This is a genomic window from Pontibacter toksunensis (assembly GCF_042686245.1).
GTDB classification, from domain to species: Bacteria; Bacteroidota; Bacteroidia; order Cytophagales; family Hymenobacteraceae; genus Pontibacter; species Pontibacter toksunensis.
This window is the reverse complement of sequence record NZ_JBHUOX010000004.1, coordinates 328,220-342,171: the sequence shown is the minus strand read 5'-3', so window position 1 is coordinate 342,171 and position 13,952 is coordinate 328,220. Positions and strand designations below refer to the sequence as shown.

The 13,952-nt window shown below is 46.1% G+C and carries 15 protein-coding genes; 3 read left to right on the top strand and 12 right to left on the bottom strand.

Going from position 1 to position 13,952, the window contains the following annotated elements; genetic code table 11:
• Positions 1-37 precede the first annotated feature (37 nt).
• The 5 genes from rpsB to ACFS7Z_RS07880 form a co-directional block, all read right to left on the bottom strand.
• Positions 38-805: a 30S ribosomal protein S2 gene (gene rpsB / locus ACFS7Z_RS07900; RefSeq protein WP_377483103.1), complete on the bottom strand. Its 768-nt coding sequence runs from the start codon at positions 803-805 to the stop codon at positions 38-40.
• Between the two features lie 21 nt (positions 806-826).
• Entirely contained in the window at positions 827-1,213 is a 387-nt protein-coding gene (rpsI, locus tag ACFS7Z_RS07895; protein WP_377483101.1) for a 30S ribosomal protein S9, read from the bottom strand.
• A 4-nt stretch (positions 1,214-1,217) separates the two neighbouring features.
• Positions 1,218-1,667, bottom strand: a complete 450-nt coding sequence (gene rplM, locus ACFS7Z_RS07890) for a 50S ribosomal protein L13 (RefSeq protein WP_377483099.1) — start codon at positions 1,665-1,667, stop codon at positions 1,218-1,220.
• Positions 1,668-1,944: 277 nt separating this feature from the next.
• Positions 1,945-3,906 (bottom strand): M56 family metallopeptidase, encoded by a 1,962-nt coding sequence (locus tag ACFS7Z_RS07885; RefSeq protein ID WP_377483097.1) that lies wholly within the window; start codon positions 3,904-3,906, stop codon positions 1,945-1,947.
• A gap of 1 nt (position 3,907) precedes the next feature.
• The gene (locus tag ACFS7Z_RS07880; protein ID WP_377483095.1) at positions 3,908-4,273 is read right to left on the bottom strand and encodes a BlaI/MecI/CopY family transcriptional regulator; all 366 of its coding nucleotides are present in this window, start codon (positions 4,271-4,273) and stop codon (positions 3,908-3,910) included.
• A gap of 232 nt (positions 4,274-4,505) precedes the next feature.
• Between ACFS7Z_RS07880 and ACFS7Z_RS07875 the strand changes: the two genes are divergently transcribed.
• Together ACFS7Z_RS07875 and ACFS7Z_RS07870 are read left to right on the top strand one after the other, a co-directional pair.
• On the top strand, positions 4,506-5,732 hold the full coding sequence (locus ACFS7Z_RS07875) for an ABC transporter permease (RefSeq protein WP_377483093.1): 1,227 nt from the start codon (positions 4,506-4,508) through the stop codon (positions 5,730-5,732).
• A 26-nt stretch (positions 5,733-5,758) separates the two neighbouring features.
• Positions 5,759-6,739, top strand: a complete 981-nt coding sequence (locus tag ACFS7Z_RS07870) for an NAD(P)H-quinone oxidoreductase (RefSeq protein ID WP_377483091.1) — start codon at positions 5,759-5,761, stop codon at positions 6,737-6,739.
• Between the two features lie 295 nt (positions 6,740-7,034).
• Here ACFS7Z_RS07870 and ACFS7Z_RS07865 read toward each other — a convergent pair whose 3' ends face one another.
• The 5 genes from ACFS7Z_RS07865 to recA form a co-directional block, all read right to left on the bottom strand.
• Positions 7,035-7,751 (bottom strand): RluA family pseudouridine synthase, encoded by a 717-nt coding sequence (locus ACFS7Z_RS07865; RefSeq protein ID WP_377483088.1) that lies wholly within the window; start codon positions 7,749-7,751, stop codon positions 7,035-7,037.
• 132 nt (positions 7,752-7,883) lie between these two features.
• Positions 7,884-8,918: a sensor histidine kinase gene (locus tag ACFS7Z_RS07860; RefSeq protein ID WP_377483086.1), complete on the bottom strand. Its 1,035-nt coding sequence runs from the start codon at positions 8,916-8,918 to the stop codon at positions 7,884-7,886.
• A 3-nt stretch (positions 8,919-8,921) separates the two neighbouring features.
• Positions 8,922-9,611: a response regulator transcription factor gene (locus tag ACFS7Z_RS07855; protein ID WP_377483084.1), complete on the bottom strand. Its 690-nt coding sequence runs from the start codon at positions 9,609-9,611 to the stop codon at positions 8,922-8,924.
• Positions 9,612-9,887: 276 nt separating this feature from the next.
• A complete protein-coding gene (locus ACFS7Z_RS07850; protein WP_377483082.1) occupies positions 9,888-10,700 on the bottom strand; it encodes a DUF3108 domain-containing protein in 813 nt (270 codons plus the stop codon).
• A gap of 183 nt (positions 10,701-10,883) precedes the next feature.
• Positions 10,884-11,939 carry a recombinase RecA gene (gene recA, locus ACFS7Z_RS07845; protein WP_377483080.1) on the bottom strand — a complete coding sequence of 352 codons (1,056 nt, stop codon included), beginning with the start codon at positions 11,937-11,939 and terminating at the stop codon, positions 10,884-10,886.
• Positions 11,940-12,099: 160 nt separating this feature from the next.
• Here recA and ACFS7Z_RS07840 point away from each other — a divergent pair, with 160 nt between their 5' ends.
• Positions 12,100-13,251 (top strand): hypothetical protein, encoded by a 1,152-nt coding sequence (locus ACFS7Z_RS07840; RefSeq protein WP_377483078.1) that lies wholly within the window; start codon positions 12,100-12,102, stop codon positions 13,249-13,251.
• A 50-nt stretch (positions 13,252-13,301) separates the two neighbouring features.
• Here ACFS7Z_RS07840 and ACFS7Z_RS07835 read toward each other — a convergent pair whose 3' ends face one another.
• Both ACFS7Z_RS07835 and ACFS7Z_RS07830 read right to left on the bottom strand, forming a co-directional pair.
• Positions 13,302-13,673: a type II toxin-antitoxin system PemK/MazF family toxin gene (locus ACFS7Z_RS07835; protein WP_377483076.1), complete on the bottom strand. Its 372-nt coding sequence runs from the start codon at positions 13,671-13,673 to the stop codon at positions 13,302-13,304.
• On the bottom strand, positions 13,670-13,891 hold the full coding sequence (locus tag ACFS7Z_RS07830; RefSeq protein WP_377483074.1) for a hypothetical protein: 222 nt from the start codon (positions 13,889-13,891) through the stop codon (positions 13,670-13,672). Before ACFS7Z_RS07830 ends, ACFS7Z_RS07835 begins: the two co-directional genes overlap by 4 nt.
• Positions 13,892-13,952 lie beyond the last annotated feature (61 nt).

The window sequence follows — 13,952 nt, the reverse complement described above, 5'->3', positions numbered from 1 at the left end:
ATGTTCAGTTTATTATAGTGCAATATGAACTTTAAGCTTATTGCTCGTCAGCTTCTTGCTTTGCTTTGATGCCTTCTTCTTCAGAACGCTTGCGCTCAGTTTCCTCTTTGTCCACTTTACGCTCAGACAAACCGTCTTCAATCGCCTTACCTACCAGAGATACGATAAGTGATACAGACTTAGAAGCATCGTCGTTTGCAGGGATTGGGAAATCTACCAGCTCTGGGTTAGAGTTAGTATCGCAGATAGCGAAAACCGGCAAGTTCAATTTCTGAGCCTCTTTAACGGCAATGTGCTCACGCTTCACGTCAACTACAAACAGTGCAGCTGGCAGACGAGACAAGTCAGTAATACCACCTAATACGCGGTCAAGCTTCTCACGCTCACGTGAAAGCATCAGCTTCTCACGCTTTGCAAGGGCTTTAGACTGCTCAGGGTCTTTCATCATTTTGTCGATGGTAGACATCTTCTTCAGTGACTTGCGCACTGTAGCGAAGTTTGTAAGCATACCACCTAACCAACGGTCAGTCACGTAAGGCATCTTCAGGCGCCTTGCCTCTTCTGCCACGATTTCCTGCGCCTGCTTTTTAGTAGCTACAAACAAAATCTTACGACCAGACTTCGCGATGTTCCTGATAGCAGCCGTAGCTTCATCAAGGGCAACCAGCGTTTTGTTCAGGTCAATAATGTGGATACCATTCTTCTCCATGAAGATGTACGGTGCCATCTTCGGGTCCCACTTGCGGGTAAGGTGGCCAAAATGAACACCTGCCTCAAGTAATTCTTTATAATTAGTACTAGCCATGTTGTTGATACACCTTTAATATTAACGTTTACTGAACTGGAATGAACGACGCGCCTTACGCTTACCGAACTTCTTACGCTCCACCATACGTGGGTCTCTCTTCATGAAACCTTCCGCCTTCAGAGCTGGCTTGTTCTCGCCGTTTTCTTCTACCAGTGCTTTAGAGATAGCAAGTCTAAGTGCTTCAGCCTGGCCGCTTACACCACCACCTTTTATATTGGCTTTGATATCATATTTGCCAATTGAATCCAAGGTTTTTAAGGGCTGATTCACAATAGTTTGAAGTACTTCACTCGGGAAGTAATTCTTGATATCTCTACCGTTAATAGTGATATTCCCTTGCCCAGGCGTCAGGTATATGCGCGCCACCGAGGTTTTTCTTCTACCAGATGTATTGATAACTTCCATTAAATTAAATATTGAGGGTTAGTTCTTTTGGTTGCTGTGCGGCAAAAGGATGCTCGCTTCCAGCAAATACGTGCAGATTGCGGAACAGCTCGCTGCCTAATCTGTTTTTAGGTAACATGCCGCGTACAGCACGCTCTACTAATAGCGTAGACGATTTCGCCTTCAACTCGCGTGGAGAAGTTCTCTTCTGACCACCTGGGTAACCAGTATGTGTCAGGTAGTACTTCTGGTCCCACTTACGGCCTGTAAAACGAGTGTCATCAGCATTGATGATGATCACGTTGTCTCCGCAGTCTGTGTTAGGAGTGTACGAAGGCTTGTTCTTGCCTTTCAGGATCTTAGCAACTTCCGATGCTACGCGACCCAAGCTTCCTTGCCCAGCATCCACAATCACCCAGCCTTTGTTGGCTGTCTTCTTGTTGACATACTGAGTTTTATAACTTAAATGATCCATTATTAGTGGTTGTAAGCGATTTATTTATATAATTATGATTCTTCGGTCTTTGAAAAACGGATACAAAGATAGAACTTAATATTCTGATATACAATAGATGTTGTAGAAATTCCTTGAAACACAGAAAGGTAGCAGTATAAACCTCCTCTTTTTGCCTGTTTCTGCTGCCACTGTACAATGCAGCCTTAAAATAAGGGAGTATGATTCAGCGGATTAATAACAAAAGCAGCGCCTATGCCATAGGCGCTGCTTTTGTTATTTTATAAAGGCAGCTTTACTACCAAGCTAATGTGTTGCCTATTATAAGCTTTCCGGTTTTCTTGTCTGCTTTGATCACCGCTACGTTATTAGCTTCCATCAGGCTTTGCAGCGAAGCAGCAGTATAAACTGCATTTGCTTTGTCACCAGTTTTTGGAGATAATAGGCTAATTTTTAATTTAACTAATTTATATCCGTCAAACTGCCCATCCAATGTCAAGTCAAATCCACTTTCTTTAAAAGCCTTTTCAGCAGCTGCAAACTCTCTTAAAGCCTTTTCAGGAGCTGCAAACTCTCTTTTGGTAATCTCGCCTGGCCATAAGATGTATGTCATGGTGTTTTCATCTTCTATTAGCTTGGCAGTTGTTCCGGCCGGGAATAAGGGAGCTTTGTGTTTGGCTGGCGGTGGCGGCGGAGGTAACTCCTGTTTGGAAGGAACTGGTGGCGGTGGTGCCGGCAGCGCTGGCAACTCGCCGTACTTTGCCTCCACGGCAGGTATCCTTCTTTTGCCCTCGAACTTATATTCCTCTTCACCTCCAGATTTCAGGTATATGATGACCGATTCTAGACTCCAGTCTTTGCTGCTGTCAAACTTCCAGCCTACCTGCTTCACTGATGGGTTTCGTTTCATAAACGCTTTATAGTCTTTTGGTAAGTTGTTCTTATAGTAAGCATCGTTATCCGGAATAAAGATATGCTGCTGGCGTGCTGGCGGTGGTGCAGGCAAATTCTCCCCAGGCACTGGCGGCGGAGGTGGAGGTAGCTCTTCTCCAGGTACTGGTGGAGGAGGTGGAGGCAATTCTTCACCGGGTGGCGGCGGCGGAGGTGCCTCAGGCAGTGCTCCATACTTTTCTTTGGCTATAGCTGTGCTTCTGCTGTCGTTCAAGTCATACATCTCGGCCCCGCCTGACTTTAGATACACGACCATTTTGTCCATGTCACTTCTCAACCAGCTTACGCTTTTTACAGTTGGATTGCGTTTTAAGAAAGCTTCCTGTTCTTCCGATAAGCGGATGCTATCTTGCCGCTGAGTAACAGGTTGCTCGTTTGTATCAGCTTTAATGGGTTGATCTATTTGAACAACGTTGTCTGGCGTTGCTGATTCAACATCCTGTGAGGCGTTTTTAAAAGCAAAAAGTAAAACGGCAACGATTGGAAGTGCTACCAGCAGTCTTAGCTGATTTGCTCTTCTGGTTGGAGGCTTGTTCATCATAAGAATTCTTCTTTTTAGTGATGGAAAGTTAAATGGACTGGCAAGCTGCGGTTCAGATGTGCTTGCAGTCTTCAGTAGGAGGTACTGGTATGCCTTTCTGTCTACTCCTGCATTCATTACATGCTGATCAGCTATAAACTCCAGGTTCTCCTTAATTGCTTTTTTCATAAACCACACACCGGGGTTGAACCAGTAAAACACGGTGCTGAGCTCAGCCAACAGTACATCCAGCGTATGCCAGCCTTTCACATGAATCTGTTCATGCCGGAGTATGGATTTCAGTTCTTCTTCTTTATGCTGTGCCGGATTCAGGTAAATCGTTTGCCAGAAAGAAAAGGCTTCCCTGATGCCGCTGATTTTTCTAAAGTTGATACCCCAACAAGTGGCAGGTTCAGAAGCAAGGTGTAGCCTATAAAGAGAGTGTAATTGCAGTAAAAGCCTTCCTGCCATCACAGTGGTGCCCAACCAGAACAGCGTGACCGGTATGATCCAATAGTCAAATGCGGTAGCTTGAGCAGGCGCGGCGGTAACTATGGGAGCCCAGGCAGGTATGGCGGCATAGGTTTGCATTACAGCCAACTCCTCGTGCTGACTGAGCAACCGTGACAAATCGATGAACGGGTACAGGGCAGCGAATAGCACGCCGAACACCAGGAACAGGCGGTTCAGATGGTAGAAGGTAAGCCTCCGCAGCACAAAGTAGTAGGCCAGGTAAAAGAGCAGCAGTGCTATGTTTACTTTAAGCAGGTAAAGGATCAGGTCGGGCATATCATTCTGATTTTTTGTTCTCAATCATGTCTATGATTTCTTTCAGCTCTTCAGCGCTTATCTGCTTTTCCCTTGCAAAAAAGGCCACCAGCTCCTTGTATGAGTTTTTGAAATAGTCACCTACAAAGCCTCGCATGAATTTCTTCTTATAGTCTTCTTCCTGTATTATAGGGGAGTAGCGGTAGGTGTTTCCCAGTTTTTCGCTGGAGAGGTACCCTTTCTTCTCCAGGTTTTTTACCGTGGAGGCAAGTGTGGTATAAGGCGGCTTAGGCTCTGGAAGCTTTTCCAGAAAGTCTTTGATAAATCCGCCATCCAAAGCCCATATCACCTGCATGGCCTCCTCCTCTTGTTGTGTCAGCTTCTCCATAATTCTACGATGTTTTCGTATATTTACGAATATCTCGTAATAAAGTAGGTATGTCATCGTATTTTTTTAGAAGCTGTTTTAAGGCCTATCAGCAGGGGGTAAAGGGTTTGGTTCGGGTATACAGAAGCGGAGGTAGTAGTCAATATTGAAATAGGCGGCTTAAAGAGCAGAGGTGCTGCAGTTAGGATTATTACAGAATTTTTCTGAATATAACCTGAACGATCCCAAGCGCATGCTCAAGAAAATCTACCTCTCTTTTTCGCTGGCACTCCAGAACATCCGTGCACGACTGTTTCATACTTTGCTGTCCATACTGGGTATTGTGATAGGGGTGGCTGCCCTGGTTACTGTTTTATCCCTGATAGATGGTATGGAGAAATATGCGCAGGATCAAATAACCCGCACAACCTCTCTGAATGCCATCTTCATCCAAACAGAGACCACCAAGCTTGTCAACAACCTACGGTTCAAGAAAGAGACTTATGCCTTCCTGGATCATGATTCCTTCAGAAAGCTTGCTGCATCACTCACGCATCCAGCTAAAACCTACATGCAAATGAAGCAGTCAAGTGAAATAAAGGTTGTCGAAAATGATTCCACTATTGGTTCTTTTGTGATTGGCACGATGTCCGCCTTTCCACCGGATATGCACATAGCGTATGGGGGCTTTTATACAGAAGATGATGTAAACAAACAAAAGCCCGTAGCTTTTGTAAATCACCTTTTCGCTGAGCAGGCAATGGGGGAGAATGCTGCCAAATCATTGATGGGAAAAACAATCGCCTTTAACAACAAAACTTTGAAAGTAGTAGGTATACTGGAGGAGGAGGAATCGCGGGCACCGGAGCTGTATATGCCTATCACCCTTTTCTCGCGCGAAGAGTTGAAAGAAAACCCTCCGCTGAGTGTGCTGGAGGCAGAAAATGTGGAGCATGTCCAGGGCCTGAAAGCCCAGGCTGAGAAATGGCTAAAGGCTAACCTGGCTGGTGATCCAACAGATTTCAAGGTAGCAACAAATGAAGGCAGGGTAGAGCAGGCAGCAAAGGGCTTTATGTTGTTCAGGGTGGTGATGGGGCTGATAGTAGGGATATCTGTTATAGTAGGCGGAGTAGGTGTAATGAATGTGCTGTTGATATCTGTTACGGAACGTACCGTTGAGATTGGAGTGAGGAAGGCGATGGGGGCCAAGAAGCAAGATATTCTGTTGCAGTTCCTGGCTGAGTCCGTTACGGTGTCCCTGCTTGGGAGTTTTCTGGGGCTTGTACTTGGCATTCTGGCAACGCTTGCTTTTGTGCCAATCATAAAGGCCTTTGCCGATGTTCCTTTTCAGGCAGCTTATACACTCGACACCTTTCTCATTATTTCGGTCGTTGCTATTATTGTAGGGGTGGTATTTGGAACTTACCCTGCTACCAGGGCTGCAAAGCTGGATCCCGTAGAAGCCATCAGAAGAGAGTAAAAAAAACTAACCTGAACCTGTTAACTATGAAAGCGATACTTGTAAAAGAACCGGGAGGACCGGAGCAACTTTATATAGGAGAGTCTGAGAAGCCGCTCCCCATGCCTTATGAACTGCTGGTGAAAGTACATGCTACCGCCTTGAACAGGGCCGACACGCTGCAACGGCAGGGGAAGTACCCGCCTCCGAAGGGTGCCAGCCCGTTGCTGGGGCTGGAGGTAGCCGGTGAGGTGGTGGAGGCTGGCTTAAGCTGCACCCGCTTTAAGAAAGGAGACAAAGTTTTTGGCCTGCTGCCCGGTGGTGGCTATGCCGAATATGCTGTCATTAACGAATCGATGACGCTGCCTGTGCCGGAGAACCTGAGCATGGAAGAAGCCGCAGCCATACCTGAGGTGTTCCTGACGGCGTACCAGGCGCTGGTGTGGCTAGGCAAGTTGCAGGCAGGGGAGCGGGCACTCATACATGCTGGGGCAAGTGGTGTGGGCACAGCAGCCATACAACTGGCGCGTGCCCTGAAAGCCGAGGTGCTGGTAACGGCCTCAGAGCAGAAACTGCAGGCATGCCTTGACCTAGGCGCGAACAAAGCCATCAACTATAAAGAAGTTTCTTTCGAGGATGCCGTGCTGGCGCATACCAACAGTGAGGGGGTAGACGTCATAGTAGACTTTGTTGCAGGACCCTACTTCAAACACAACATCGAATGCCTGCGCCTGGACGGGCGCTTGGTGCTACTCGCCAGTTTGGGAGGCGGCAAAGTAGATGAACTTGACCTGCGAAAAATCCTGATGAAGCGCCTGCACATCATGGGTTCCACCTTGCGCTCCCGCACCCCTGCTTACCAGATGAAGCTGACGGAAGAAATGTGGCGCTTTGCCAAACCTTACTTTGAAAGTGGTAAAATTAAACCTGCCATCGACTCTGTGTTTGACTGGCAGCAGGTGGCAGACGCACATCGCTACATGGAGGAAAATAAGAACATCGGGAAAATAGTGCTGCGGGTGAGTTAGACGCCGGATGCCAGGCACAAGACATAAGATTATTTTTGGATTTTCTTCTTTCGCTATCAGTATCACCAAATGCTGTACTCGAGAAGTCTGTAAGCTTATGTCTAGTGCTTGGCCAAAGTAACTATCAGCGTAAACTCTCCCCTTGAGGGGAGCAAGTGAGGGGCATTTGCTGGATTGTTCAATTGCTATTGCTTCTGTCGATTCGTCGGTCCTTAGTCCCCTCAAGGGGACAACTTCCCATTTACTGTTCTTTTCTAAGCATCAAGTTGGAGAAGCACTAGTATCCAGCATCCGGTTAATGTGCCCGTAGCTGCTTAACCAGCACCGCAAAGTCTTTAGGGTATGGTGCCTCAACTTTTACTGGCTCTTCGTTCATCAACACAAAACCTAAGTTAAACGAGTGCAGGGCAAAACGCTTGATAAGAGGTAACTCCTCCGTTTGCTGCTTCAGGTTATAGTGCTTTTTAGGCTTTAGGCTGCTGAGGTACAGCGGCTCGCCTCCATATAATGCATCATTTACAATTGGGGCCTTTAAGTAAGCCAGGTGCACCCGTATCTGGTGCAGCCGACCGGTAACCGGAAGGCACTCCACAAGGGTATGGCGGCTAAACGTCTCTAATGTGTTAAAGTACGTTTCTGCCGGTTTGCCTTGTGGCGATAGCCTGGCTACTCCTTTGGCACTTGGCGATATAGCTCTGTTCACCAGCTGCTCCTCAAACTTATGAGTGCCCCAAGCTACAGCATGATAAACTTTATACACCTCGCGCGCCTCAAACTGCATGGAGAGGTGGCGGTAAGCTTCCGGGTTCTTTGCAAAGGCCAGGCAGCCCGATGTGTCTTTATCCAGGCGGTGGCAGGCCTGCAAATCAGGGTTATACTGGCGGGCAATCTTGAGCAGGTTTGTAGTGTTCGGTGTGCGGTCCTCCAGCGTCGATAGGAAAGGTGGCTTGTTTACCACAATAAAATCCTCGTTCTCGAATATAATCAGGTCATTAAAAACCGGGTATTTCATGTATTGCTAATCTTTATTCAGGCACAGCAAAATAGCTGCCGTGCATCCTGCAAAGGTACGCAATTTTAATATCTGAAGGTTTTTGGTTTTCCGTTGGAGAAGAGAGTCGTAATAGCTGAGGCAGCAATTAAGCTACTTTGCCTTTTGCAGCTTGAAACGGATGGTGGTGCCTTTGCCAATCTCGCTTTTAACCGCAATAAGAGAGCGGTGAGCCTCCACAATGTGCTTGCAGATAGCCAGGCCGAGGCCGGTGCTGGTGGTGTCGCGGGCGCGGCTTTTATCGATGCGGTAGAAACGCTCAAAAATGCGGTTGATGTGTTCCTGTCCAATGCCTTTTCCGTCGTCTTTCACAGTAACAGTAAACTTCTTGCGGCCCTCATCGAAGTACACCCAGATGTTTCCGCCCTTGTGCCCGTACTTAATGGCGTTGTCCAGGAGGTTGATGAAAACCTGCCGGATGCGGTTTGGATCAGCAAAGAGCACAATACTTTCACCCAGGGCAACTTCTAAGTGAAGCGAAATCTTATGCAGCGCAGCTTTCTGCTCCAACTGCTCGAATACCTCCTTCACCAGCGGCACTGCATCGAAGTTGCGCTTCTGCATTTTTACCACCCCCTTCTCGAACTGCGATATGCTTATAAGGTCCTGCACAAGGGCATCCAGGCTATCTAAGCTTTTTGCTGCTTTCTGCAGAAACTTGTCGCGCACGTTTGGGTCGTCTATTGCCCCATCCAGCAGGGTATGTATAAAACCCTGGGCAGCGAAAATCGGGGTTTTCAGCTCATGCGACACGTCAGCGAGAAACTCGCGGCGCATGGACTGCAGTTGTTTCAGCTCGTCTATTTCCTGCTGCTTCCCCGCTGCAATCATATAAATATCATCCTTCACCTTCATCAAGGGGTCTGCGGTGAAGGTAGATTTACTTTCTACTTTCTTAAAGTCCTGCCGCCTTAGCTTCTCCAGGCTGGAGTATATGTTCTTTACTTCCCGGAACACCAGTGCCTCATAAGAGAAGTAGATCAGAAGAAAGCAACTGATAAACACGATGACGAGTGCCACTATAAGGCCTTGCCATGAAAAGTAAGTGGCTAAAGCAAGAAAGGCGGTGAGCACGAGTGCTACCGCCAGTGAAATTAATAGGGCAAGCGTACGGGAGTTAAGGTTCATCTACTAATCATTGTTGAACTTATAGCCCACGCCTTTTATGGTTTTTATGTTTTCTTCGCCAATCTTTTCTCTTACTTTTCTGATGTGCACATCTACGGTGCGGGCAATTACATATACATCGTTTCCCCACACATTGTTAAGCAACTCTTCGCGGGTATACACTTTGTTGGGAGTGGCAGCCAGGAAAGATAGCAGCTGGAATTCTTTTTTGGGTAAGGTGATTTTAGCGTCGCCTTTGTAAACGGCAAAACTGGTGCGGTCTATGCGCAAATCGCCCGCTTCTATTATCTGGTTCTCTTCTTCGTGTAGCGAGTCCCGGCGGGTGAAGGCAGCCAGCCTGCTGAGCAGGGCCCGTGGCTTGATGGGCTTGGTGATGAAATCATCAGCGCCAGCTTCGAAGGCAGCTACTTCCGAGAACTCCTCCGCACGGGCCGTCAGGAAGATGATGTGCGTATTACGGAAGTCCTCCATTTCGCGCAGCTGGCGGCAGGCTGATATGCCATCCATCACAGGCATCATCACGTCCATCAGAATAACATCTGGTTTTACAGCTTGTGCTACTGCTATGGCCTTCTTGCCGTTCTCTGCTTCGGTTACATCGTATCCTTCGCGCGTCAGGTTGTACTGTAGCATCTCCACGATATCCGGATCATCGTCTACTACTAATATTTTATAATTTGTTGCAGCTTGCACGGTGTATAGCGTTAGAATTTGAGCAGGAGGGGTATAGCTAGCAAGCTTCTATGCCATGTTAAAATTTAGGTACTTCAACAGGTCTTATTTCGTGCCGCATTCCCTTTTCCTGATGTAAATATATCATTCCTTAAGTCAACTTAGCATCAGCTGGTTAAATCATAATAGTTTCTTAACACAAACATATTATACGCTTAATCTTTAACAAAAAAGCCGGCTGTGTGGCCGGCTTCTAAATACTTTTATTTTATAGTTTGATAGCGAAAAGGATTATAATTACTTCTGCGCCAGCAAGGAAGACTTATGCTTCAGGTTTTTATATTCGTAAAGGTTTACTTTTACAGAGCCTACAAACATTTCTGCCTGTATCAGCACCGGAATTTTGTTCTTGTCGTCAGAGAGATATACAGTGATAGCGTCTTCACCATCAAAAAGTTTGTTCTTCGGCATCCTCGGTACAAGTTTTATGGCTCTTATGTCTCCGGCTTTTGTGCTTACTGTTTCACGCCCTTTATAGGTTACCTGCATCACAAAGTTCTCCTCATCAAAAAAGCCCTGCACATATAGCTTATCGCCTACCTGCATTCTGTCGTAGTTCAGGGTGCGCAGGTAATAGAAGCCACTCACAATATCCTGCACATTTTCAGGGATTTTATAGCTGTCTGTGTCCTTTGGCTTGTTCTTTTTCTTTGTCTCTACAACAACTGTATGGTTGTAGTGGTTGAAATCCATCGTTTCGCGCTTACGATAATTTCCTTCTTCAATATTCCTGTAGAAGCGCTGGGGCACCATAGCAGATGTATCGATATAGGACTCCCATTTATCACGTATTCTTAAAAAAAGATCGAAAGAACTGTTTGTTTTTCCGGTAACAGTGGTACGGTAGCACGGTCTACCGTTCACATTTTGCAGGTTCGGAGCTATTTCTACTACAGCATCTGCTGCCGTAATAAGGCCATAGTGCACCTTATACTTCAGCACTTCTCCTGAAGAGAAGCTGTCATTCGGGACGCTGCGCATCATGTCTTTAGCGGCAAAGCCAGCTAATATTAAGGTTAGTAAAAGGAACGCAGGGAAAAACTTCTTCATATATTTCCTTCTGTATCGGGTGGTCAGGTTTCTTGTTTCTGATTCACTCCAAGTATTGTACCAACTGTATCGTGGTGGTTTAAGTTATATATACTTTGGCAGCTATTCAATTCAAAATTAATAAAAAAAGGGCGCTGTTTTTATACAACGCCCTTTTTGTTATTTCAGTTCTGGAAACAGTGTTCATTCAGTTTCAGCGGCTGCGGCTGCTGAATCATCCAGCGCTGCGGCTACTTTTTCAGGCTCACCTTTTACTATGGCTCTGATCTTAGTTTCAATCTCTTCCATCAGTTCCGGGTTGTCAAGCAGGATCTGCTTCACTCCGTCACGTCCTTGCCCTAATTTGTTGCCGTCATAAGAGAACCATGAACCAGATTTCTGAACAATGTTCAGATCTACACCCAGGTCAAGAATCTCACCAACTTTAGATATTCCCTCGCCATACATGATATCGAACTCAACCACTTTGAAAGGAGGCGCAACTTTATTCTTCACCACTTTCACGCGGGTACGGTTACCTGTAATGTTATCAGCACTTTCTTTGATCTGGCCGATACGGCGAATGTCCAGGCGCACAGAAGCATAGAACTTCAGGGCGTTACCACCAGTAGTTGTCTCCGGGTTACCGAACATTACACCAATCTTCTCACGCAACTGGTTAATGAAGATACAGGTACATCCTGTCTTATTGATAGTACCGGTCAGCTTACGCAATGCCTGCGACATCAAACGTGCCTGAAGACCCATTTTGCTGTCACCCATGTCACCTTCCAACTCGCCTTTCGGCACGAGAGCGGCAACAGAGTCAATTACAATAATATCTATAGCGCCTGAGCGAATCAAGTGGTCAGCAATCTCAAGAGCTTGCTCCCCGTTGTCAGGCTGAGAGATCAATAGGTTTTCTGTATCAATGCCTAGCTTCTGTGCGTACGCTCTGTCAAAAGCGTGCTCCGCATCGATGAACGCAGCCATGCCGCCTTTCTTTTGTGCTTCGGCAATGCAGTGCATAGTAAGTGTGGTTTTACCAGACGATTCCGGACCGTAGATTTCTACGACACGGCCACGCGGCAAACCACCAATACCCAAAGCAATATCAAGCCCAAGCGAGCCAGTGGATATAGCAGGTATATCTACTACCTTATTGTCGCTCAACTTCATTACGGTGCCTTTGCCGTACGTCTTGTCGAGCTTATCCATGGTTAGCTGTAGTGCTTTAAGTTTTTCGTTGCTTACACTCATGTGTTTATTTTATTTAGCTTTATAATGAAGGTGAAATTACTACTTTTGGAGCCAACTTGCAAAAAAGTCATCAGGTATTTTGCTAATTATTTTAGCTGTTTCTCGCCGCCTGATTGTAACATACCTGCTGTCCTTTTTGTGCCATCTCTTACACTAATTTATGAGCTATTTTAGGCTCTTTTTGCTTTGCTTGCTAATGGTTTATCCCTGCTTTGCGCAAGCGCAACTGAACAACAATGCTTTACGGCAACGGGTGCCTGTTGTAGGAGAAAATGCTAATGATATTAGAATTGGGCTGTATGCCTTTGGCTTCTCTAAGAACAACGAGTACTTCAATAAGATTGCTGACGGCTACACTTTATTTGGCTACCACTTTAACCCTGAACTGATATATTATCCGGCCCCGTTCGTGCGCGTGGAGGCTGGTGTTTTCCTCTGGAAAGACTTTGGCAGCTCTGGTTACCAGGATATTTCCCCCACGTTCACTGTTAAAATACAGAAGGAGAACTGGGCGCTGCTTTTTGGTACGCTGGAGGGCAATCTGAACCACGGCTATATCGAGCCACTCTACGATTTTGAGCGTGTTATCCTAAACCGGCTCGAGAACGGCCTGCAATACCAGCTCAACACGCACCCTATAACCCTGGACGCCTGGATTGACTGGAACAACATGTTGTACAGGGGAGAGGAGGACCAGGAGAAAGTAAGCGGTGGGGCAGCAGTAAACATCCTGCTGCTGGAGCAGGAGGGCAAGGGCAACACCGCTGATAGCCTGCGCCTAACTTTGCCTATACAGTTTACCGCCCAGCATTTAGGTGGACAGATAGATGCCTCGCCTCTGCCACTAACAACAGTAGCAAATGCGGCCATTGGCTTTGAACTGGAAAAGAAGTATAGCAGGAAGGTGCTGCACCGGCTCTATACCAAAAACTACATAATAGGCTACAAAGACTTCTCTGATGAATTTCAGCTGCCTTACACGCAGGGCTACGGTGTTTACCTGAATGCCGGTGTAGATACCAAATACCAGGATGTAATGCTGAGCTACTGGCGCGGCGACAGCTATATAACGGAACTGGGGGGGAGGCTGTACCAGTCTGCCTCCACTACCTATAAGTACCCGGACTATCTGCAGGAGGAGCGGGAACTGCTTATTCTGCGGCTGATGAAAGATATAGAGATTATTGATAATCTGCACCTGACGCTACGCTTGGAGCCGGTGGTGGACCTGGATAACCCAAAGCTGGAGTTCTCCAATGCCTTCTACCTTACCTTCGACACAGAGTTCTTCGTAGCGAAGCCAAGAAAGTAGAAAAGGATAAAAACTGTATAAAGTGGCAACCTCAGGGTTAGCTCTTAATTTTAAATCATAAGCTTTCTCCTGTCTCCTTCAAAATCTTTTCTCATATAAGAAAAGATTTGTAAATGTACCTCAAGTAAAAAAAGTTCTTTGACAGTTGTCTCTTTGCTCATTATAAGAGATTCATTCAGCGTAAATATCTTATGGGGCCGAACATAGCTTTTGATTTGTAAAGGAGTGCCTTCGTACTGGTCGTTATCTATGTACAAACTCAAGCCGTCATTCCTGAACTTGCTCGTTATTTGTACTAAAATATAGTCACCAGTTTTATTGATAGAGTCATTGCTTACAATCAAGGCAGGTCGTTTCTTAGTTTGAGTTAAATCACTAAAAGGAAATTTAACCCAAATGATATCACCTCTATTATATGTCAATTTTTTACAGCCTTAGCATTGTAGATTTCATCATATCGATCGTCCTCTTCTGAGTCCCAATCCTCGGCTAAAGAAGCCTCTGATAGTAAAGTCACCTCATCAACAGGGTCTATCTCTTTGACAGACTTTATGTACTTCAAGTTGTCAAGCAGGCTTTTGAGCATAGGGTAATCAGCATCATTAACTTCTATTTCCACTTTTTTCATTGCTTTCAACATGATTGGTGAGTTTCCCTTTCTTAGAAACTGTTCGTCTTTAGATTTGGTTCTAAAAATTCTT